Origin of the sequence: Rhodobacter sp. JA431 (assembly GCF_900217725.1) — a bacterium.
Lineage (GTDB): Bacteria > Pseudomonadota > Alphaproteobacteria > Rhodobacterales > Rhodobacteraceae > Rhodobacter > Rhodobacter aestuarii.
In genome coordinates, this window is record NZ_OBMP01000002.1 from 455,326 (window position 1) to 477,552 (window position 22,227).

The 22,227-nt window shown below is 61.1% G+C and carries 18 protein-coding genes; 6 read left to right on the top strand and 12 right to left on the bottom strand.

Translation table 11 applies throughout. From position 1 onward, the window contains the following. Window positions 1–72: 72 nt before the first annotated feature. Complete coding sequence (locus tag CRO18_RS05900; protein WP_097081401.1) at window positions 73–1,818, bottom strand: acetolactate synthase 3 large subunit; 1,746 nt, start codon at window positions 1,816–1,818, stop codon at window positions 73–75. Window positions 1,819–2,376: 558 nt separating this feature from the next. Between CRO18_RS05900 and CRO18_RS05905 the strand changes: the two genes are divergently transcribed. Beyond that, a complete protein-coding gene (locus CRO18_RS05905; RefSeq protein ID WP_076483223.1) occupies window positions 2,377–2,949 on the top strand; it encodes a TRAP transporter small permease subunit in 573 nt (190 codons plus the stop codon). Window position 2,950: 1 nt separating this feature from the next. Then, complete coding sequence (locus CRO18_RS05910) at window positions 2,951–4,798, top strand: TRAP transporter large permease subunit (RefSeq protein ID WP_097081402.1); 1,848 nt, start codon at window positions 2,951–2,953, stop codon at window positions 4,796–4,798. Window positions 4,799–4,957: 159 nt separating this feature from the next. On the opposite strand, the gene CRO18_RS05915 is transcribed toward CRO18_RS05910, so the two are convergent. From CRO18_RS05915 to mgtE, 6 genes are all read right to left on the bottom strand, one after another. Further along, complete coding sequence (locus tag CRO18_RS05915) at window positions 4,958–5,698, bottom strand: YebC/PmpR family DNA-binding transcriptional regulator (protein WP_076483221.1); 741 nt, start codon at window positions 5,696–5,698, stop codon at window positions 4,958–4,960. 104 nt (window positions 5,699–5,802) lie between these two features. Then, window positions 5,803–6,174, bottom strand: a complete 372-nt coding sequence (locus CRO18_RS05920; protein WP_097081403.1) for a hypothetical protein — start codon at window positions 6,172–6,174, stop codon at window positions 5,803–5,805. Window positions 6,175–6,182: 8 nt separating this feature from the next. Next, on the bottom strand, window positions 6,183–7,967 hold the full coding sequence (locus tag CRO18_RS05925) for an SLC13 family permease (protein ID WP_097081404.1): 1,785 nt from the start codon (window positions 7,965–7,967) through the stop codon (window positions 6,183–6,185). A 93-nt stretch (window positions 7,968–8,060) separates the two neighbouring features. Continuing rightward, window positions 8,061–8,876, bottom strand: coding sequence for a TIGR00282 family metallophosphoesterase (locus CRO18_RS05930; protein WP_076483218.1), 816 nt, complete (start codon window positions 8,874–8,876; stop codon window positions 8,061–8,063). A 57-nt stretch (window positions 8,877–8,933) separates the two neighbouring features. After that, entirely contained in the window at window positions 8,934–9,494 is a 561-nt protein-coding gene (locus CRO18_RS05935) for a 5-formyltetrahydrofolate cyclo-ligase (protein WP_097081405.1), read from the bottom strand. Beyond that, a complete protein-coding gene (mgtE, locus tag CRO18_RS05940) occupies window positions 9,491–10,870 on the bottom strand; it encodes a magnesium transporter (RefSeq protein ID WP_097081406.1) in 1,380 nt (459 codons plus the stop codon). The genes CRO18_RS05935 and mgtE overlap by 4 nt, the downstream gene beginning before the upstream one ends. Before the next feature lie 128 nt (window positions 10,871–10,998). Between mgtE and guaD the strand changes: the two genes are divergently transcribed. After that, a complete protein-coding gene (gene guaD, locus CRO18_RS05945; protein WP_097081407.1) occupies window positions 10,999–12,285 on the top strand; it encodes a guanine deaminase in 1,287 nt (428 codons plus the stop codon). Window positions 12,286–12,347: 62 nt separating this feature from the next. Here guaD and CRO18_RS05950 read toward each other — a convergent pair whose 3' ends face one another. The 3 genes from CRO18_RS05950 to CRO18_RS05960 all read right to left on the bottom strand — a co-directional run bounded on the left by CRO18_RS05950 (window position 12,348) and on the right by CRO18_RS05960 (window position 14,980). Then, complete coding sequence (locus tag CRO18_RS05950) at window positions 12,348–13,685, bottom strand: 8-oxoguanine deaminase (RefSeq protein ID WP_097081568.1); 1,338 nt, start codon at window positions 13,683–13,685, stop codon at window positions 12,348–12,350. Window positions 13,686–13,713: 28 nt separating this feature from the next. Beyond that, window positions 13,714–14,535: an inositol monophosphatase family protein gene (locus tag CRO18_RS05955; RefSeq protein ID WP_097081408.1), complete on the bottom strand. Its 822-nt coding sequence runs from the start codon at window positions 14,533–14,535 to the stop codon at window positions 13,714–13,716. 82 nt (window positions 14,536–14,617) lie between these two features. Then, the gene (locus CRO18_RS05960) at window positions 14,618–14,980 is read right to left on the bottom strand and encodes a helix-turn-helix domain-containing protein (protein WP_076483213.1); all 363 of its coding nucleotides are present in this window, start codon (window positions 14,978–14,980) and stop codon (window positions 14,618–14,620) included. A 372-nt stretch (window positions 14,981–15,352) separates the two neighbouring features. Here CRO18_RS05960 and CRO18_RS05965 point away from each other — a divergent pair, with 372 nt between their 5' ends. From CRO18_RS05965 to CRO18_RS05975, 3 genes are all read left to right on the top strand, one after another. After that, window positions 15,353–16,312: an NADPH:quinone oxidoreductase family protein gene (locus CRO18_RS05965; protein WP_097081409.1), complete on the top strand. Its 960-nt coding sequence runs from the start codon at window positions 15,353–15,355 to the stop codon at window positions 16,310–16,312. A 145-nt stretch (window positions 16,313–16,457) separates the two neighbouring features. Next, the gene (locus CRO18_RS05970) at window positions 16,458–17,177 is read left to right on the top strand and encodes a Bax inhibitor-1/YccA family protein (RefSeq protein ID WP_076483211.1); all 720 of its coding nucleotides are present in this window, start codon (window positions 16,458–16,460) and stop codon (window positions 17,175–17,177) included. A gap of 185 nt (window positions 17,178–17,362) precedes the next feature. Next, complete coding sequence (locus tag CRO18_RS05975) at window positions 17,363–19,435, top strand: sensor histidine kinase (protein ID WP_097081569.1); 2,073 nt, start codon at window positions 17,363–17,365, stop codon at window positions 19,433–19,435. Here the strand turns inward: CRO18_RS05975 and CRO18_RS05980 are convergent. Together CRO18_RS05980 and der are read right to left on the bottom strand one after the other, a co-directional pair. Further along, a complete protein-coding gene (locus tag CRO18_RS05980) occupies window positions 19,432–20,592 on the bottom strand; it encodes an amidohydrolase (protein ID WP_097081410.1) in 1,161 nt (386 codons plus the stop codon). The genes CRO18_RS05975 and CRO18_RS05980 overlap by 4 nt on opposite strands. Window positions 20,593–20,700: 108 nt before the next feature. Continuing rightward, a complete protein-coding gene (der, locus tag CRO18_RS05985; RefSeq protein WP_097081411.1) occupies window positions 20,701–22,206 on the bottom strand; it encodes a ribosome biogenesis GTPase Der in 1,506 nt (501 codons plus the stop codon). Between the last annotated feature and the right edge of the window lie 21 nt (window positions 22,207–22,227).

Genomic DNA, 22,227 nt, shown 5'->3' on the forward strand with positions numbered 1-22,227 from the left:
CTCCCTTCCGAATATCTTTCATCTTGCCGGAAATATCCCGGGGGGTCCGGGGGGCAGCGCCCCCCGGCTCTGTCACACCAGCGCGGCGCCGCCGCGGAAGGCCTCGGCATCGGCCGAAAGCAGCATGTCATTATGCGGCTTGCCGGACGGGATCATCGGGAAGCAGTTTTCATGCTTCTCAACGAGGCAATCAAACAGCACCGGGCCATCGTATTCGATCATCTCCATGATCGCGTCATCAAGCTCTTTCGGGTCGCTGACCACAATGCCCTTCCAGCCAAAGGCTTCGGCCAATTTCACAAAGTCCGGCAGGCTTTCCGACCAGCTTTGCGAATAGCGCCCGCCATGCAGCAGGTCTTGCCATTGCCGCACCATGCCAAGGCGCTCGTTGTTCAAGATGAACTGTTTCACCGGGGTGCGGAACTGGGTGCAGGTGCCCATTTCTTGCATGTTCATCAGCCACGAGGCTTCACCCGCGATGTTGATCACAAGGCTTTCGGGATGGGCGATTTGCACCCCGATCGAGGCCGGGAAGCCATAGCCCATCGTGCCCAAGCCGCCCGAGGTCATCCAGCGGTTCGGCGCGTCAAAGCCCAAGAATTGCGCCGCCCACATTTGGTGCTGGCCCACTTCGGTGGTGATGTAGCGGTCGCGGCCCTTGGTGAGTTCCTCAAGCCGTTGCAGCGCATATTGCGGCTTAATGATCGTGTCGGAATTGGTGTAGCTCAGGCAGCGCACCTTCTTCCATTCGTCGATCTTTTGCCACCACTTGCCAAGGCCCTCTTTGTTGACCTTGCGCCCACGCGCTTTCCAGACCTTGAGCAGGTCTTCCAGCACATGGCCAATATCGCCCAAGATCGGCAGATCGACCTGAATGATCTTGTTGATCGACGAGGCATCAATATCGACATGCGCCTTGATCGAATGCGGGCTGAAATCGGCCACGCGCCCGGTGATGCGGTCATCGAACCGCGCGCCAAGGTTGATCATCAGATCGCAGTCATGCATGGCGAGGTTGGCCTCATAAAGACCATGCATGCCCAGCATCCCAAGCCAGTTCTTGCCGGAGGCCGGGTAAGCGCCAAGGCCCATCAACGTCGAGGTGATCGGGAAGCCTGTCGCATCCACCACTTCACGCAGAAGCTGGCTTGCACCGGTGCCCGAGTTGATCACGCCGCCGCCGGTGTAAAAGATCGGGCGTTCGGCCTTTTCCATCAACTCAACGAGCTTGGTGATCGCGTCCAGATCGCCTTTGACCTTCGGCTGATAATGCTCGGTGCGCGCGGTTTTCGGCCCGGTATATTCAGCCGAGGCGAATTGCACGTCTTTCGGCAGATCCACCAGCACCGGACCGGGGCGGCCAGAGGTCGCGACATGGAAGGCTTGGTGGATCGTTTCCGACAGCTTCGCCGGGTCTTTCACCAGCCAGTTATGCTTGGTGCAGGCCCGCGTGATGCCAATCGTATCGGCTTCTTGGAAGCCATCGGTGCCGATCATGAAGGTCGGAACCTGCCCCGAAAAGACCACCAAAGGAATGCTGTCCATCAGTGCATCGGTGAGGCCGGTCACAGCATTGGTGGCGCCTGGGCCAGAGGTCACCAGCACACAGCCCGGCTTGCCAGTCGAGCGGGCATACCCCTCGGCCATATGCACGGCGGCTTGTTCGTGGCGCACAAGGATATGCTTGATGTCGTTTTGCTGAAAGATCGCGTCATAGATCGGCAATACCGCACCACCGGGATAGCCGAAGATCGTATCGACCCCCTGATCCTTTAGCGCTTGCACCACCATTTCCGCGCCGGTCATCTGCCGCGACATCTTTATCCGTCCTTTCCGGGGTCCGTTTCACCCCGTGCCTTCGCCAACAAAAAGCCCCCGCGTGATCGGCGAGGGCACATGGGAACCAAAATGGTCAACCGTTACCGGCCCATGCGCCAATTCCCTACTACGACCACAAGCGCGAACATCGCTGATCCTTTCGCCTCTATTGGGGCGGACATTAGGGGGTGCCCTTGGGGGCGTCAACGGCAAAACACTGAATATAATGTCGCGCCAAAGGGTAAAGCGTTCCAAAAATTGCGCAGATCGGCAAATCGGTGACATTTTCGCAAGTCACCCACAGGCAAACAGGCTCGATTCGGCCCTTTTCCATCCATGGTTTACAAACGAGTCGCTGCGGCGCACCCTTTGCCCTTAGGGAAGATGCTGCCATTTTGGCCGGTGCCGTGCCCCGACACCACTTAGAGGCGAAAATTCTGCAAGATTGGTCAGGAAATCGAACCGCCGAGGGCCGAATTCCTTGCTTTTCCTGCGCGCACCCGGCAGGAACAGCCCAGCCCCTTATGGGGATAAAGGGCATTGGAAGGGGAGGAGACGATGGGCGCTTTGCTGGCTCTGTCACGGGCCGTCGACCGCATCAACGAAGTCATCGGAAAGTCAGTCGCTTGGCTCATTCTGGTGGCGGTGCTGGTTTCGGCCACCAACGCCATCGTGCGCAAGGTGTTCAACACCTCATCGAACGCATGGCTTGAGGCACAATGGTATTTGTATGGCGCGGCTTTCTTGCTGGCAGCGGCCTATACGCTCAAGCAAAACGAGCATATCCGGATCGACATCGTCTATGGCGCCTTCTCGCGCCGGGTGCAGCACTGGATTGACCTTTTTGGCCATGTCTTCTTCCTGCTGCCCTTCATCTGCTTGATGCTTTATATGCTGACGCCCTTCGTGCTGCGCTCCTTCACATCGGGGGAAATGTCCACGAACGCGGGCGGGCTGATCTTGTGGCCGGCAAAGTCACTCTTGCTGATCGGCTTTGGGCTGCTTTTCTTGCAAGCCATCTCTGAGATCATCAAGAAAATCGCGATCATGCGTGGGCTGATTGCAGATCCTCACACCTATACCGGTCACCACGGCACTGCCGAGGCGCTGGTCGAAGAAGAGGGGCTCTGAGATGCTTTTGGAACTCATTGCCACGAACATGGCACCGATCATGTTCGTCTCGCTTATCGTGTTTTTGCTGCTGGGCTATCCGGTGGCATTTTCGCTCGCGGCGAACGGTCTTGTCTTCTTCATCATTGGTGTTGAACTGGCCCCGCTTTCGGGCGGCTCGATCAACCTCAGCTGGCCTTTGCTCAACGCGATGCCAGAACGGTTCTGGGGCGTCTTAAGTAACGAGACACTCCTAGCCATTCCCTTCTTCACCTTCATGGGGATCGTGCTGGAAAAATCCGGCATGGCGGAAGACCTGCTGGATACCATCGGCCAGCTTTTCGGCCCGGTGCGCGGCGGGCTTGCCTATGCGGTGATTATTGTGGGCGCTCTTCTGGCGGCGACCACCGGCGTTGTTGCGGCCTCGGTGATCGCGATGGGGCTGATCTCGCTGCCGATCATGCTGCGTTACGGCTATGATCGGCGCATCGCCTCGGGGGTGATTGCCGCCTCTGGCACGCTGGCACAGATCATCCCGCCCTCGCTCGTCTTGATCGTTCTGGCCGACCAGCTTGGCCGCTCGGTGGGCGATATGTACAAAGGCGCGCTGATCCCCGGCCTTGTGCTGACGGGCATCTACCTTGGCTACGTGGCGGTGATGTCGATTGTGCGCCCTGCCGCCATGCCGGCCCTGCCGAAAGAGGCGCGCACGCTGGGCTCTGGCGTCACCTCGCTTTTCGTCGTGCTGGCGATTGGCATTGCCACTTTCTTTGCCACCTATAACTGGCTGCATGTGCCCGACGCGCGCGATTCAAACGCCGATATTCTGGCGGCCGCTTTGGCCGTGGTGGTGATTTATGTCATCGCCCTGATCGACAAAGGCACGCATCTCAACCGCATGAGCCGCCTTGCGCAGCAAGTGGTGATCGTGCTGATCCCGCCGCTGGCGCTGATCTTCCTTGTACTTGGCACCATCTTCTTGGGCGTGGCCACGCCGACCGAAGGTGGCGCAATGGGCGCGGTGGGGGCGCTGATCCTCTCGGGTGTCAAAAAGCGGCTCAGCATGCATGTGGTGCGCGAGGCGCTTGCCGCCACCACCCGGCTTTCTGCCTTTGTGATGTTCATCCTTTTGGGCGCGCGGGTGTTCTCGCTCACCTTCTACGGGGTGAACGGTCACCTTTGGGTGGAACACCTGCTGGTGTCGCTGCCGGGCGGTGAGATGGGCTTCTTGATCGTTGTCTCCCTGCTCGTCTTCTTCCTCGCCTTCTTCCTCGACTTTTTCGAGCTGGCCTTCATCATCGTGCCGCTTTTGGCCCCCGCAGCCGAGAAGCTGGGCATCGACCTGATCTGGTTCGGGGTGATCTTGGGCGTGAACATGCAAACCTCGTTCATGCACCCACCGTTTGGCTTTGCCCTGTTCTTCCTGCGCTCTGTCGCGCCGAAAAATCCTTATGTGGATAAGGTGACAGGACAGCTGACCGATCCGGTGAAGACCTCGCAAATCTATTGGGGCGCGGTTCCGTTTGTGTTCATCCAGATCGTGATGATCGCGGTGGTGATCGCCTTCCCGCAGATGGTGATGCACTACAAAGGCAATCCCGTCGATGTGAGCAATGTCGAGATCACCCTGCCCGGGATGCCCGGCCTTGGTGGTGGTCTGGGTGCACCGGGTGGCATGGGGCTGCCGCCGATTGGTGGGCAACCGGCCGCGCCGGGCGGTGGGCTGAGCCTTGGGGCTCCCTCGCTCGGTGGTCCGCCGCCGGGTCTGGGCGCACCGACAGGCAACCCGCAACAGCCGCCGCAAGGCGGTGGCGCAAGCCTCGGCATCCCCGCCCCCATGGGCTTGGGCGGCGCCCCAATCGGAAACTAAAGCAAAGCGGCGGCCCTCGGGCCGCCGTTTTCATTTCGCTTGGTGCCGATGCACGCGGAAGATCTTTTCCCGCAGTTAAAGTATGTGGCGACGCCACCGCCCCCAAAAGCAAAAGGCGCCACAAAGGGCGCCTTAAACAGTGGTGCAGATGAGCGGCGCTTAAAGCTGCGCAGCCACGTCTTCGGGGACGTCAAAGTTATGCGTCACCGTTTGCACGTCATCATCTTCTTCCAGCGCATCAATCAGCTTCATCAGCTTTTGCGCGGTTTCCAGATCCACCTCGGTCGAAACCTGCGGTTTCCAGATCAGCTTGGATTCGGTCGACTCGCCCAAAGCCGCCTCAAGCGCCTCGGACACCTCCGAAAGGTTCTCCACCGCGCAATAGATCCAGTGGCCTTCTTCGTCGCTTTCCACGTCATCGGCACCGGCTTCAAGCGCGGCCATCATCACCGTGTCCGCATCGCCCGCCGAGGCCGGATAGGAAATCTCACCCACGCGGTCGAAGCCGTGGCTCACCGAACCGGTTTGGCCCATATTGCCGCCCGATTTGGTGAAGTAGCTGCGCACGTTGGAGGCGGTGCGGTTGAGGTTGTCGGTCAGCGCCTCGACGATGATCGCAATCCCGTTCGGGCCGTAACCCTCATACCGGATTTCGGTGTAATCCGCCGCATCGCCCATTTGCGATTTTTTGATCGCGCGGTCGATCACGTCTTTCGGCATCGACTGCGCCTTGGCCGCCTTCACCGCAAGCCGCAGACGCGGGTTTTTATCCGGGTCGGGATCGCCCATTTTCGCGGCGACGGTAATTTCCTTCGCCAGCTTCGAGAACATTTTCGAGCGGATTGCATCCTGCTTGCCCTTGCGGTGCTGGATGTTCGCCCATTTGGAATGGCCTGCCATGCCCGTCTCCGTCGCACTATCGGTTTGGCGGCTTCTATAGCCAGTGCAGCCGGGCATCGCAAGCGGCGCAGCGCCGCCCCAGCAGATTGGCCCCGCAGGTGCGCTTATTGCGACGTCGTGCCGTAATTTGGCACGGGCTTATCTTCGCCAGCTTTTGGCGTTTCAAACACAAACCGCCGCCCATCTTCTTGGCGGGTGAGCGTGATCACCGCATAGGGTTCAAGGAAAGCCTCCGCCCCCTGCACCCAAACCGGGCGCTTCATTTCAACGGCATAATCATAGGCAGTTGAACAGCCCTCTAGCATGCCCGATGGCATCGCAGCACTGTTCGCACCACAGCGGCTGCCATCAGTCAAAACCACGGTCAGTTGGTTTTCCAGCAAGCTCACATGATCGGGGCGCGCAAGCGGTGCGGCGCCCGGCAGCGCACAGGCAGACAGCAAAGCAACAGCGGGCAGAAGAAGAAAGGAGCGCATAGGATACCTCAGGGCACGAGCGGCCAGATCAACGGGATAACGAATGTGCCGACAATGGCTAGGAGCAGGTTCAGCGGCACGCCGACCTTTAGATAGTCGGAGAAGTGATAGCCGCCGGGGCCATAGACAAGCGTGTTCGTCTGATAGCCGATCGGCGTGGCAAAAGAGGCCGAAGCAGAGAACATCACCGCCACCACCAGCGGGCGCGGATCAAGCCCCAAGGACTGGCCAAGTTGGATCGCGATTGGCGTCAAAATAACCGCAACGGCATTGTTGGAGACAGACTCGGTCAGCACCGAGCCAAGCAAGAACACGGCAAAAAGCGTCAGATGCGGCGAAAGCCCCTGCAGATAGGGCGCGACCGCATCAACGAGCAACAGCACCGCGCCCGAGCGTTCCAGCCCCACCCCCACGACCAACATGGCGAAGATGAGCGCCATCAACCGCCCTTCGATAAAGGAAAATGCCTCATCGGGGTCAATCGCGCGGGTAAGCAAAATCACCGCCACCGCCAGCGTGGCCAAAAGCAAAATCGGCGCTACGTCAAAAGCGGCAAGCGCCACCACGGCGGCCATCGCCCCCACGGCGATGGGGGCCTTGGTGCGCCGAAACGCGCGGATCGTGGGCTTTGTGACATCGACCAAATCCATATCCGCCGCCAAGCGCGCAATATCTTCGGGCGCGCCCTCAAGCAGCAGCGTGTCACCAACCACCACCACCAGATCATCCAGCTTGCGGCCAATGTTTTGGTTCCGCCGATGCGCCGCGAGCACATAAACACCGTAACGGCGGCGCAGGCGCAGTTCGCCAAGCGAGCGGCCAATCATCCGGCAACCGGGCGAGATCAGCACCTCGACCGTTTCGGTCTGCACCGAAGACAGCTTATCCACCATGCGCAGATCGGTGTTTTGCTGCAGGCTCATCAATTCGGCCATTTCGGTGCGCAAAACCACACGGTCACCAGCGGCCAAGACCGCGCCCGCAAGATCGCGCCGCAACGAGGCATCGCCGCGCAAAACGTCGATCACCCGCATGCCTTCGCGCTTGAAAAGTTCCGCCTCCAGAACCGGCTGACCGATGAGGCCGGAGCCTTCGGGCAAAGCCACCTCGGTGAAGAATTTCATCTTGCGCTTGTCGCCCAAGAGCGCCCCCATCGAGGTGCGATCAGGCAAAAGATGCCGCCCAATCAGCAGCATGTAAGCGCCGCCCACCAGCACATGCACCAGCCCCATGCCCGAGATTTCGAACATGGTGAAAGGCTCCATCCCCTTTTGCCGTGCGACGCCATCGACAAGCAGGTTGGTCGAGGTGCCAATCAAGGTGACAGTGCCGCCCAAGATCGCCGCATAAGAGAGCGGGATCAGGAATTTGGAGGGCGCGACCCCAATACGGCGCGCCAAAGCCATCATCACCGGCATCATCAACACCACCACGGGGGTGTTGTTCAAAAACGCCGAAGCGGCGGCAATCGCAGCAAAAATCGCCATCACGGCAATAACGGGGCGGTCATCGACATGCTTTTCGGCAAGCCGTGTCAGCCAATCCAGCGCGCCGGTGCGCACAAGCCCCCCCATGAGCAGGAACATCATCACGATGGTCCATGGGGCCGAGTTTGACAGCACCGCCGTCGCCTCTTTGTAGGGCACAATGCCGAGCATCAGCAGCACCGCCGCGCCGCCAATCGCGGTCACTTCGGTGGCAAATGTCTCGCGCATGAAAAGAACAAGCATCCCCACGACAAGCGCAAGGGTCAGCCAGGCTTCCATGGTCTGGCTCAGTCCAAGGTCGATCATCGCGCACCTCTGTTCATCGGGGCGATACTACAAGCGCCAATGCGCCCGGCAAGCCCGCATCGTCACAGCCGTCACGTAAAAACAGATCAAAGCTCAAACTGGCGCAGATTGCTGCAGATGCCCGCCTTGGCGCACCGGAACAATGCGCGTTGCACGCCCGGTCTTGTCATCGGTCTCGATGTAAACGCCCGAAAGCGTCACCGAGCCGCGTGCAGGGCTGAATTTCTCGCGCATCATCCCGGTGATGAAGCGGCGCATCGGTTCGGCCTTTTCCATGCCGATGACGGAATCATAATCGCCGCACATGCCTGCATCGGTCAGATAGCCGGTGCCATCAGAGAGGATCATCGCATCGCCGGTGGGCACATGGGTATGGGTGCCAACCACAAGGCTTGCGCGCCCATTGCAAAAATGGCCCATCGCCATCTTTTCCGAGGTCGCCTCGCAATGCACATCGACCAAGATCGCCTGCGCCTGCCCGCCCAAGGGGTGCGCACGCAATACAGCATCCATCGCCGAGAACGGGTCGTCAAAAGCGCGCTTCATGAAGACTTGGCCCAGCACTTGGGTGACCAGCACCTTGCGCCCGCGCCGATCTTCAAAGAGCCGCGCGCCCTTGCCCGGCGCTTCCTTGGCGAAATTGAGCGGGCGGATCACCCGCGGCTCGCTTTCGATAAAGCGCAGCATGTCTTTTTGGTCAAAGGCATGATCGCCGAGCGTCACCACATCGGCACCCGCCGCCAACAGCACCCGCGCATGATCGCCCGTCAGCCCCATGCCACCCGAGGCATTCTCGCCATTGACGACCACAAAATCGAGCCGCCATTCCTCGCGCAGCCGAGGAAGCTGCTCGACCACCGCCGCGCGCCCAGCGCGCCCCATCACATCGCCAAGAAAAAGTATTTTCATGAATTTCCCATAGGCCCAAGGGCGGCCCAAAAGCAAGGGTATTGGCAGCGCAGGAGGTCAGGCCCCGCGCGGCCAGATCGGGCCGTTTTCCGTAACAATAAGATCCAGCGGTTGATCGGTCGGCTCAATCGGCACTTCGTCGATTTCTTGCGCGCTAAAGGCATAGCCAATCGCCGTGGTGGGCCCTTTGGCGCGCAGCGCCTCAAGTGTGCGGTCATAAAAGCCGCCGCCATAGCCAAGCCGATAGCCGCGCCGATCAAACGCGACGAGCGGCACAATCAGCACTCGCGGCGTAATCTCTGGCCCGTCTTGCGGGATCGCCGCGCCATATTCGCCTTCAATCAGCGGGGTCTGGGCGGTCCATTTGCGGAAAATAAGCCCCCGTCCCGGCCCCAAAATCACTGGCACGCCCACGGGGCCGGAATGCCCCTCCATCACCCGGCGCGGGTCGATCTCGGTGCGGATCGGCATGTAACCCGCCAAAGGAGCAGGGCCAAAGCGCATCAGCGCCGCGGTCAGATGCTGGCACGCCCAGCCCTGCCCCGCAGCAAAGGCTTCCTTGCGGCGGGCGAAAGCTTGCTTACGGGCGGCCGCTTTTAATTCGATCAAATCGCTCATAGCAGCACCAGCCCCGCCAGCCCCAAGAAGGCAAAGAAACCCACCACATCGGTGACCGTGGTGACAAAGGTGCCCGAGGCGAGCGCAGGGTCTGCCCCCAAGCGCTCCAGCGCCAAGGGCACAGCAATGCCCGCAAGTGCTGCGACGAAAAGATTGATCACCATCGCCACGCCGATCACAACGCCCAATTCGGGCGCCCCAAACCAGACCCAAGCCACAGCCCCCATCACAGCGGCGAAGACCGCGCCATTGGCAAAGCCCACCACCGCCTCGCGTCGGATCACCCGCCATACGTTGCTTTCGGTCAGGCTTTTGGTGGCAAGTGCCCGCACCGCCACGGTCAGCGTTTGCGTGCCCGCATTGCCGCCCATCGAAGCCACAATCGGCATCAGCACCGCCAAAGCAACGAGCCGCTCAATCGTGCCCTCAAAGAGCGCAATCACCCCCGAAGCGATGATCGCAGTGAGAAGGTTCACCATCAGCCACGGAAGGCGCTGGCGCACGGTCTCGGCCACACTGTCCGAGATCGAGCTTTCATCGCCCACACCGGCAAGGCGGAGAATGTCTTCTTCGTGCTCTTCATCAAGCACGTTCATCGCATCGTCGATGGTAATCACGCCGACAAGGCGGTCGTCATCATCCACAACGGGCGCAGAAATCAGGTGATATTGGTTGAACGCATAGGCGACATCGGCCTCTTCTTGACGCGCCCAGATGGTGCGGAAACTGTCTTCGGTGATCGAAGCCAGCGCCACATCGCGCTTTGAGGCCAAGACCTTACCCAAGGTGACATAGCCCACCGGATGATGACCGGGGTCAACCAGCACGACATGGTAAAACTGATCGGGCAACCATTCCTCGGCACGCAGAAAATCAATTGCTTCGCCCACAGTCCAATGCGCGGGCGCGGTCACCACCTCGCGTTGCATCAAGCGACCCGCCGAATATTCCGGCCATGTGAGCGATTGCTCAACCGCCGCCCGATCGCTTTCATCGAGCGCCTCAAGGATGGCTTCCTGCTGCGGCTCTTCCAGATCTTCGATCAGGTCGACCACGTCATCGGAATCAAGTTCGCGAACCGCCTCGGCCAGAATTTCGGCCGGCAGTTGTTCGATCACCTCTTCGCGGATCGATTCGTCGATCTCGGTGAGGATTTCCCCGTCCATCTCGGGGCCATAAAGCCGAAGCAGTTCACGCCGATCATGCGAGCCCACCTGTTCCAGAAGGTCGGCAATGTCAGCAGGGTGCAGCGGTTCCAGAAGCTCTGTCAGAAGGGGGGCGTCTTGTGCCTCCGTCGCCGCCAGAACCTGTTCAACCAAGTCCCCAGACAGCGCATAGTCTTCTTCAAAATCGTCTTCTGTCCGCTCTTCCGTCATTCCGCCCCCGCTTGAAATGGCTTGTCTCGGCTTGGGGGCACCTTAAACGAGCCATTCGCAACACAAAAGGCGAGATTGGCAAAGTCTTGAGCGCACCCTAGCATGGGGGGAAGAATAAGGAGCATAAGATGGTCGAGCTGATCTTCGGGCAGGTGCTGTGGTTTGCTGCGGATCCGATGGTGGAAGGCGCAAGCGCCGCGCGGCATGAACGGCGCGGGGCTGTGGCCATTGAAGAGGGGCGCATTGCGGATGTGGGCACCGCCGAGGCGTTGCGCGCGCGCTACCCGCAGGCCACCATGACCGATATGGGCGACAAGCTTCTGTCGGCGGGCTTCATTGATACCCATGTCCACTACCCGCAAACCGCGATCATTGCGAGTTGGGGCAAGCGGTTGATTGATTGGCTCAACACCTACACTTTCCCCGAGGAAATGCGCTTTGCCGACCCGGCCTATGCGGCGGCGGTGGCAAGCACCTATTTCGATTTGGCGCTCGCGCATGGCACCACCTCGATGTGCAGCTATGCCACGATCCACCCGGCCTCGGTCGAGGCGTTCTTTGCCGAGGCGCAGGCGCGCGGCCTGCGCGCGCTTGCGGGCCGCACCTGCATGGACCGCGACACCGCGCCAAACGGCCTGCGCGATACCGCGCAAGCGGCCTATGACGAAAGCAAGGCGCTTTTAGAGCATTGGCACGGGCGCGACAGGCTGTCTTACGTCATTACGCCCCGGTTTTCGCCTACCTCGACCCCCGATCAACTTTTGGCCTTGGGCAGCCTGTGGGCCGAGCATCCCGATTGCTTGATGCAAACGCATCTGAGCGAGCAGGTCGATGAAATCGCTTGGGTGAAAAGCCTCTACCCGCAGGCGCGGGACTACCTAGACACCTATGAAACCTTTGGTCTACTTGGGGAAAATGGCGTTTACGGCCATGCGATCCACCTTGAGCCGCGCGAGGTTGCACGGCTGCGCGAGGTGGGCGCGGGGCTGGCGCATTGCCCAACCTCCAACACCTTCATCGGCTCGGGGCTTTTTGATGCGGCGGGGCTGGCGGGCGCGGGGCTACGCGTGGGGCTTGCCACCGATACCGGCGGCGGCTCCAACTTCTCGATGCTGCGCACGATGGCGGCGGCCTATGAGGTGGCACAACTGCGCGGCGTGGCGCTGCATCCCGCACAGCTTTGGTATTTGGCCACCACGGGCGCGGCGCGGCTGTTGCGGATCGAGGAGCGTGTGGGCAACCTTGCGCCCGGCATGGAGGCCGATCTGATCGCGCTTGATCTCGCCTCCACCCCCGTCATCGCGCAGCGCGTGGCGCGGGCGGAGGATTTTTGGGAAAGCCTCTTCCCCACCATCATGATGGGCGATGACCGGGCGATTGCCGCGGTTTGGGTGGCGAGCCAGCGGCAAGTTTGAGCGCAAGCCAGGGGCGCTGCCCCCGGACCCCCGAGGTATTTCGGCCAAGAAGAAAGGGGCGGTCAGCGGGCGAGTTTGCGTGCCAAAGTGTTGTGCCGTTCGATCACGCGGGGCAGATCAAGCGTGGTGATTTGGCCTTCCGCCACCACCTGCCGCCCCTCGACAAAGAGATGCTTCACGCGTGTGGGGCCCGCGAGCAATAGCGCGGCGACCGGATCCCAAGCCCCTGCGGCCTCTAGGCCCGACACATCCCAAATCGCCAGATCGGCGCGTTTGCCGGGCTGTAGGCTGCCCAGATCAGACCGCCCCAAAACCTGCGCGCCGCCCAAAGTGGCGATTTCCAGTGCCTCGCGCACCGACATGGCATCGGCCCCATTTTGTACGCGCTGCAACAACATCGCTTGGCGCGCCTCTCCGATCAGATTGCCCGCGTCGTTGCTGGCAGAACCATCGACACCGAGCGCCACCTTTACCCCCGCATCGCGCATCGCTCGCACCGGCGCGATGCCCGAACCAAGGCGGCAGTTCGAACAGGGGCAATGCGCCACCCCGGTGAGCGAACGAGCAAAAAGCGCGATTTCCTCGCTAGAAAGCTTCACGCAATGCGCGTGCCAGACATCGGCCCCGGTCCAACCCAAATCCTCGGCGTATTGGCCGGGGCGACACCCGAAGTGATGCAGGCTATAGGCGATGTCTTCGTCATTTTCCGCCAGATGGGTGTGCAGCATCACGCCTTTGTCGCGCGCGAGCAGAGCCGCATCGCGCATCAACTCGCGGCTGACCGAAAACGGCGAGCAGGGCGCCACGCCCACACGCACCATCGCGCCCGCGCGCGGGTCGTGGTGGGCGTCAATCACCCGGATACAATCTTCCAAAATGGCCGCTTCACGCTCCACCAGACTGTCGGGCGGCAGACCACCGGCGCTTTCGCCAATGCTCATCGCGCCGCGTGTGGGATGAAAACGCAGGCCAATGTCATCAGCCGCCGCGATCGTATCATCGAGCCGCGCGCCATTGGGGTAGAGGTAGAGATGATCGGAGCTGAGCGTGCAACCCGACAGCGCAAGCTCGGCCAAGCCGGTGAGCGCCGAGACATGGATCTCTTCTGGCCCCATCTGCGCCCAGATTGGATAGAGCGTTTTGAGCCAACCAAAAAGCAACGCATCTTGCCCGCCCGGCACCGCGCGGGTGAGCGTTTGATAAAGATGGTGGTGGGTGTTGATCAAACCGGGCGTGACCACGCAGCCCTTGGCCGAGACGACCTGCCCCTTGCTGGTGAGCCCCTCGCCCACGGCGGCAATCACCCCGCCCCGGATCAGCACATCGGCGCCCTTAAGCTCGCGCCGGGTGCCATCCATCGTCACCACGACCTCGGCGCCTTGGATCAAAACCTCACGCATCGCGGTCTCCTTGATCTCGGCGGGCGGATCAGCCCTGCAAAACCGCCATAGCTGCGGCGTGAATTTCGGCATTGGCGGCGGCGAGCACCCGGCCCCCTTCGTAAGCAGGGCCGCCGGCCCAATCGGTGACAAGGCCGCCTGCGGCCTCAATCACCGCAATCGGCGCGGCCACGTCATAGGGTTGCAGCCCCGCTTCCACCACAAGGTCGATCTGCCCCGCCGCCAAAAGCGCATAGGCATAGCAATCCGTGCCGTAGCGGGTGAGTTTCACCTGTTTGGCGAGCCGCGCGAAAGCCGCGCCTTCCTCAGCCGTGCCGACTTCGGGGAAGGTGGAAAACAGCACCGCTTGCGCAAGATCTCCCCCCGCCCGCGCGCGCAACTCGGCCTGCCCCATCGGGCCAGTAACCCGCGCCGTGCCAAAGCCGCCCACAAAACGCTCGCCAATATAGGGCTGATCAATCACCCCCATCAGCGGCGCGCCCGGTTTGCTTTCCCCTTCCTCAGACAGCGCGATCAGCACCCCCCAAGTGGGCGTGCCCGACAAATAGCCCCGCGTGCCATCAATCGGATCAAGCACCCAAGTGAAGCCGGAGGTTCCTTTGGTGACGCCATATTCCTCGCCCCAGATGCCGTCTTGCGGGCGCCGGGTGGCCAAAATCTCGCGCATCGCCGCTTCGGCGGCACGGTCGGCCACGGTGACAGGGTCAAAGCCGCTTGTGAGCTTGTTTTCCGCCCCGATCCCGCCTTGCGGGCGGAAATGCGCCAGCGTCGCCTCCCGCGCCGCCTCGGCCAATGCCTCTGCGGTGGAGAGGAGATCGGCCTGTTCAGCCAAAGAGAACGCATGCGGCATGAGATAACTCCGAAAGCGAGTGGGCAAAAAGAAAGGGGAGCGTTTCCGCTCCCCGTTCTTAAAACCTTTCGGCCGCAGCGGATCAAGCCACGTTCGAAAGCACCTTCGCGAGTTCAAAGAGGCGACGACGCTGTTCTTCCGGGATCGCGTAATACGACCGCACCAGTGCCAAGGCTTCTTTGTCGGAGAAAAGATCGCCTTCTCTGCTACTGGCCTCGGGCTCTTCGCCCGCAAGCCCTTCGAAGAAGAACGACACCGGCACGTCAAGCGCATCGGCGATATCCCACAGCCGCGAAGCTGAAACGCGGTTCATCCCGGTTTCATACTTTTGGATCTGCTGAAACTTGATGCCAACCTTATCGGCCAGCTGTTGTTGCGTTACCCCCACCATCCAGCGGCGATGACGGATACGTTTGCCCACATGGACATCAACTGGATGCTTCATTCCCACTTCCCCGGAAAATCACTTCGGTCCTCAGAATAACACGACGAAAAAAGAGAGTTCGGCATCAAACACAAAAACCTAGCAAAAAAGATAGTTACTAGACCAAAAGTTGGCGCTGATTGACCCGGTTTGTCAATCAAACATCGTAAACAGCCCAAAGGCGCACCGCCGAAAAGCCTTTCATCCGCAAGATGTTTTGCAAGTTGCAATGCAAGCTGCAACTACCCTCGCGTCACTTTTGCATTCTCGCACAGGTTGATTCGGACACCCCCCGCAGTCGCCTCACCCTGAACCAGACAGTGCAGTCCATCGGGGCTGGTCGGAACGCCTTTGCACCGTTATCGTCACCATAAGAGCAAGGAACCGGACCCAATGCGCGCTTATGAAGTGACCGCCCATGACGCCCCGCCGCGGCTGACAGACCGCCCCCTGCCCGCCCCCGGACCGGGCGAAGTGGCGGTAGAGATCGCCGCTTGCGGGCTGAACTTTGCCGATCTCTTGATGTGTGCGGGCAAGTATCAAGATACGCCCCCCCTGCCCTTCGTGCTGGGGCTTGAGGCGGCAGGCACGGTCACCGCGGCCGGGCCGGACACAACGCTTGCCCCCGGAACGCGGGTTGCGATTTATGCCGGGCAAGGCGGGCTGGCCGAGGCGGGTGTGTTTGCAGAGGCGCGCTGCACCGTACTGCCCGAAACGATCAGCTTTGAAACGGCAGCCGCTTTTCAAATCGCTTATGGCACATCGCATCTCGCACTCACCCAGCGCGCGCGGCTGGCACCGGGGGAAACGCTTGTGGTTCTGGGCGCGGCAGGCGGCGTGGGGCTGACGGCGGTGGAAATTGGCGCGCGGATGGGCGCGCGGGTGATTGCGGTGGCGCGCGGGCTGGAAAAGCTCGCCGTCGCCAAAGCCGCAGGCGCGGCGGAGGTGCTGGATGCCGAAACGCCCGATCTGAAGGCCGCGCTGAAAGACCTTGGCGGTGCGGATGTGGTCTATGACGCGGTGGGCGGCGCCTTGGGCACGGCGGGCTTTGGCGCGCTGAGACCCGGCGGACGGTTCTTGGTGATTGGCTTTGCGGGTGGCGAACAGCCCGAGCTAAAGCTCAATCACGCGCTCGTGAAGAACCTTGAGATCCACGGCCTTTATTGGGGCGGTTATCTGAAACTGGACCCCGCGGCGCTGCGCCGCTCGATGCAAGAGTTGTTCGCTTTGGCCGCAGATGGCAGCTTAAAGCCCCATATTTCCGCCACCTTCCCGCTCGATCAGGTGGAAGAGGCGTTGGAGATGCTGCGCACGCGCCGCTCCACCGGAAAGATTGTCGTCACGATGCGGTGACGACTGCCGCAAGGTCGGGGCAAAAGACGGGAAAATTGGCGCCAAAATCCGGCGGAAACTTCTTGAAACCTGCCCCCGCCTTTCCCAAATGACACCCTGAAGCGGTGCCGAACAAGCTCCGCCATGATCTTCAAGGAGGCACTCGATGGCTGATTTCAATACCATGCGCGCCCGATCGGTCGCGGGCAATGCGGCCCGCATCGACGAGGGGCTGCGCGCCCACATGAACAAAGTCTACGGGCTGATGTCGCTGGCGATGTTGATCACCGGTGCGGTCGCCTTTGGCGTGGGCACCAACGACCAACTGATTGCCGCGATCTTCGGCACCCCGATCAAATGGGTGGTGATGCTGGCGCCGCTGGCCGTTGTCTTTGCCTTCGGCGCGATGATCCACAAAATGTCGACGCAAACCGCGCAAATGGTCTTCATTGGCTATTCGGCGCTGATGGGCCTGTCGATCAGCTTCATCTTCAAAGCCTATACCGGCATTTCGATCGCGCAGACCTTCTTGGTGACCGCAATCGCCTTCGCCTCGCTCTCGCTTTACGGCTACACCACGAAGCGCAACCTGAGCGCGTTTGGCTCGTTCCTGATGATGGGCGTTGTCGGTCTGGTGATCGCCTCGATCCTGAACATCTTCATCGCCTCGAGCGCGCTGCAATTTGCAATCTCGGTGTTGGGTGTGCTGATCTTTGCCGGTCTGACCGCTTACGACACGCAAAACATCAAAAACACCTATCTGCAACTCGCCCACAGCGATTCCGACTTCCTTGGCAAGGCGGCGATCTTGGGCGCTTTGCAGCTCTACCTCGACTTCCTGAACCTCTTCATGTTCTTGCTGCAGTTCCTGGGCAACCGCGAATAACAACGCGCCTCCCCGCAGCACCTCCGGAAAGCCCCGTGTCCGCACGGGGCTTTTTCTTTGGGCAGAAGCCTTTTTGAATTGTTGTAATTGCGACAGATTGGCCGCCGACCCCATCCATACTTTAGCGACTCTTTCGTGCTAGCCCCAAGAGGACTAGGTAGGGCTTGGGGGCGCAGGGGGTGCGCGTGAGACTGTTTGGCAAGGCAAGGGCACCGGCGCCGGTGCCTCTGAAGACATGGTTGTGGCGCGCCTATGTGCGCGCGGCACTTGTCCCGCTTTTGCTGATCGAACTCGGGTTTCTCTCGATCTACTGGGCCACCAATCAGGTGGTCTATGAGCGCTCCGCTGCCGCCATCACGCAAATTTCTTCAGACGGGCTGCGCGATGCTGCCACGCGCGAGGCGAATATCATCGCCCATCGGCTTGATGCGATTTCGGCCCTGACCAAAGTCTATGCCGAAGAAACCGGGCGCGCGCTTGCCACGCCCGCGACCGTCAGCGCCGCCGAAAAGGGCCGTCACGCGATGACCGCAGAGGGCGCCTTTGTCACCACCGCGGATAATGGCGGCTCGGCAGTCTTTTATTCTGGCTTTGTGCCCGTGGGCCCTGCCGAGAAAGAGAAGGTCTGGCGCACGGTGCCGCTTGACCCGCTGATGCGCTCGATCCAGCAGGCCGATCCGCTGATCGCGCAGATCTATCTCAACACATGGGACAGCTATAACAGGATCTATCCGTGGTTTGACGTGCGCGGCGTCTATGCGCCGAAAATGGATATCCCAAGCTACAACTTCTATTACGAGGCCGATGCCGCCCATAACCCGGAGCGCCAACCGGTCTGGACCGATGCCTATGTCGACCCGGCAGGCGGTGGCTGGATGGTGTCATCCATCGCGCCAGTCTATGGCCCAGACAAGCTCGAAGCCGTGGTCGGGATTGACGTCACCATTGGCACGATTGTTGAGCGCGTGCTGAATATCGCGCTGCCCGGCGATGGCTATGCGGTTTTGGTGGGGCGCGACGGGACGATCCTTGCGCTGCCGCCCGAGGGCGAAAGCGACCTTGGGCTGACCGAATTGGTTGGCCACAAATATGAAGAAGCGATCTTGGCCGATACGTTCAAACCGGCAGAGTTCAACATCTTCACCAAGCATATGCTTTCCGGGCTTGCCAAAGACATGCGCGCCGAGGCCGAAGGACTGCGCCGCATCACGCTTGATGACCCGATGTTCGCGGCGTGGTCGACCGTTGCCGGGCCGAATTGGCAGCTTTTGGTGCTGACCCATGAAGACCGCATCTTGACGGAATCCACGTCTTTGCGCAGTCAATTGTCCTTCGTGAGCCAAACGATGGTCGGCATTTTGGTAATCTTCTATGCGATCTTTTTTGCCGTGCTTTGGCGCCGCTCCAAGAAGATGAGCGACCGCGTTGCCGAGCCGCTGAATGCGTTTGAAGGCCGGATGGCGGTGATTGCCCAAGGCGGCACGCTTGATGATCCCGGGCAATCGGAAATCACTGAATTGCAACGCGTGGCCGAGCATCTGGTAAAAATGGGCGATAAGCTTGATGCGGTGAACCGAGCGAAATCAGACTTTCTATCGGCGATGAGCCATGAGTTGCGCACGCCGCTGACCGCGATCATTGGCTACGCCGATCTGCTGGAAGGCTCTGCCGGGCAGCGGCTTGACGGGGCGCGGCTCGCACAGGTGAAAGCGATCTCCAAAGCGGGCTGGACGCTGGTGCGGCTGGTGGAGATGGTGCTCGATCTCAGCCGGCTTGAACGCCAAGACATGCAGTTGAAAGCTGAACCGATTGACGTGCTGCCGCTTGTCGAAACCGCCTTGCAGGTGATGGCCCCCGAAGCGGCGCGAATGGGGCTTACGATGCGCATTGAAGCGCCCGACACCCTGCCCCAAGTGCGCTGCGACAGCGAAGTGTTGGTCCGCATCCTCGACCAACTGATCTCAAATGCGGTGAAATACAATATTGAGGGCGGGGCGGTCCTAGTCTCGTTCGATCAAGAGAGCCGCAACGATCTGGCGATCCGCGTCACCGATAGTGGGATCGGCATCGCCCCCGAAGACCATGAAACGGTGTTTGAGGCGTTCCAGCGGCTTGGCCATGAAAACAGCACCATTGACGGCGCAGGCGTCGGGCTTGCCTTGGCGCGCCGCTTTGCCGAAATGAGCGGCTGCGGGCTGAGCTTCGAAAGCGCGCCGGGCGCAGGCACCACCTTCACCCTGCGCGTGCCGCGCGCCTAAAAAAGCTGCGCGCGCAAGGCGGCAGTGAACAGCGCCACCCCCGGCTCGATCAGTGCATCGGGAAAGTCGTAATCGGGCGCATGCAACGGCGCGCAGCCTTCCCCCGCGCCCAAAAGCAACATGGCCGCCGGGCAAAGGTCCGAAAATCGGCCAAAATCTTCCGAGGCGCGCATCGGCAGATCCAGATCGGTGGCGGGGATGCCCGCCGCCTGCATCGCCCGGGTAAACACCGCCACCGCCTCGGGCGCGTTTTCGCAATGGCGAAACACGTCATGCCATTCGTGCTGTGAACGCAGCCCCGCGGCGGTCACTTCTGCGGCAATCAATTCTTCGACCGCTTCGGTCAGTTGCTGCATCCCCGCATCTGTGCGGGTGCGCAAAGTCACCCAAAGCTCCGCCCGCCCCGGCGCAATGCCAAAACTTGGCGCGCCAAGGCTTGCATGGGTGACCGTGACCAATGCGAAAACCGCTTCCTCCGGGCTGTGCCCCTGACTAAGGCCCGGCAACCGCTCGATCAGCCGCGCCAAGACCGGCCCCGGCGAAAGCCCCAAATCGGGCTGCGCGGCGTGCGCTGTGCGCCCCTCAAGCACGATCTTCATGCCGCGCGAGGCGCAATGGGCCACCCCATCGCGCACCACCGCAGCGCCCAAGGGCAGCCCCGGATAATTGTGCAATGCCAAAGCCAGATCGGGGCGCAAAGGCGCAAATTTCGGATCGGCCAACACCGCCGCAGCGCCGGAGCCATCTTCTTCGGCGGGCTGAAAAAGCAAGATAGCGCGCCCCCGCGCGGGCCGATGCATGCCCAGCCAGCGGGCCACGCCAAGCACAATCGCCATATGGCCATCATGCCCGCACAGATGCCCCTGCCCCGGCACGGTTGAGCGGTGCGGATGCGTACCAATTTCTGCAATCGGCAAACCGTCCAACTCGCAGCGGATCATCACACTCGGCCCCGGTACCGCGCCTTCATAAACCGCCGCCACCCCATTGCCCCCAAGCCCAGACAGCAACGTATCGGGGCGGGTTTCTTGCAAGGCCGCGCAAACCTGCCGCGCGGTCTCCACCTCATGGCCAGACAACTCGGGCGCGGCATGCCGCGCGCGCCGCCATGCGGTCAGGGCCTCAAGGGCTTGCGGATCAAGGATGTCGGCGCACATTCGGGTCTCCGGTCTGGACCGTGCCACGATACCAGCCCCATCCGCCCCGGCAAGGGGCGGAGAAGGAGACAGATTTGCGCTTTTCAGATCACGCCAAGGGCGCCCGGTTTAGCCTTTCGGCTTGGAGGGCAGGCCCTTTTCTTTGCGCGCGGTGTGCTTTTTCTTCTCAACGTGCTTGGTCAGCCGCGAAGGGATCGACTTTTTGCGATCCTTATAGGGGTTGGAGCTGCCTTGGTCTCGGAAGTAAATCCGGATCGGCGTGCCGGGCATGTCAAAATCAGCGCGCAACCCATTGACCAGATAGCGCCCATAGCTTTCCGGGATCTGGTCGGTATGGGTCGCCTTGATCACAAACCCCGGCGGGCGGGTTTTCGCTTGGGTGATATAGCGCAGCTTGATGCGGCGCCCGCCCGGTGCGGGCGGCGGGTGCGCCTCGGTCATCGCGATCAGCCATTGGTTCAGCTTTGCGGTGGAGACGCGGCGGTTCCACACCTCATAGGCCTTCAAGATCGCATTATGCAGCCGATCAAGCCCCTTGCCGGTTTTCGCCGAAACGGTGACCAAAGGCGCGCCACGCAACTGCGGCAGCAGGCGTTCAAAATTTTCGCGCAGCTCTTTGAGCTTCTCGGGTTTGTCTTCCTCAAGATCCCATTTGTTCGCGGCCACAACCACGGCACGCCCCTCGGTTTCGGCGAAATCGGCGATCCGCAGATCTTGCACCTCAAAGGGAATGTTCACATCCAAAAGCACCACGACCACTTCGGCAAAGCGCACCGCGCGCAAGCCATCGGCGACCGAGAGTTTCTCGAGCTTGCCCGAGACCTTGGCCTTTTTGCGCATGCCAGCGGTGTCCCAGATCCGCATCGGCGTGCCCATGAACTTCGTCGAGACCGAAATCGCGTCGCGGGTGATGCCCGCCTCTGGCCCGGTGAGCAAACGATCCTCACCGATGATCTTGTTGATCAGGGTCGATTTGCCCGCATTCGGGCGGCCAATCACAGCAAGCTGAAGCGGACGTGCCTCGGTCGGCATCGGCACCGCGCTTTCGTCTTCCTCGGCTTCTTCCTCGGAAAGCGTCACATCCACTTCGGGCATATGCGCGACGTTTCTCTCGGCGAAGTCATCGGCCAAGGGGCGCAGCACGTCGTAAAGATCGTCCAACCCCTCGCCATGTTCGGCAGAAATACGAATGGGCTCGCCAAGGCCAAGACCCCAAGCCTCCAAAGCGCCCGCATCGCCCGCCGCGCCTTCGGCCTTGTTCGCGGCCAAAATCACATGGGCGTTTTTCTTGCGCAGGATATCGGCAAAAATCTCATCGGCCGGGGTCACGCCCACCCGCGCATCGACGAGAAAGAGGCAGATATCCGCTTCCTCCACCGCGCGCTCGGTAAGCCGCCGCATCCGGCCTTGCAGGCTGTCATCCTCTGCAAGCTCCAGCCCGGCCGAATCGATCACCACAAAACGCAGATCGCCAAGCCGCGCATCGCCCTCGCGCAAATCGCGGGTCACACCGGGCGTATCATCGACAAGCGCCAGCCGCTTGCCGACCAACCTATTGAAAAGGGTCGATTTCCCAACGTTAGGGCGGCCTACGATGGCAAGGGTAAAGCTCATGTCATGCTCCTGTCGCGGCCA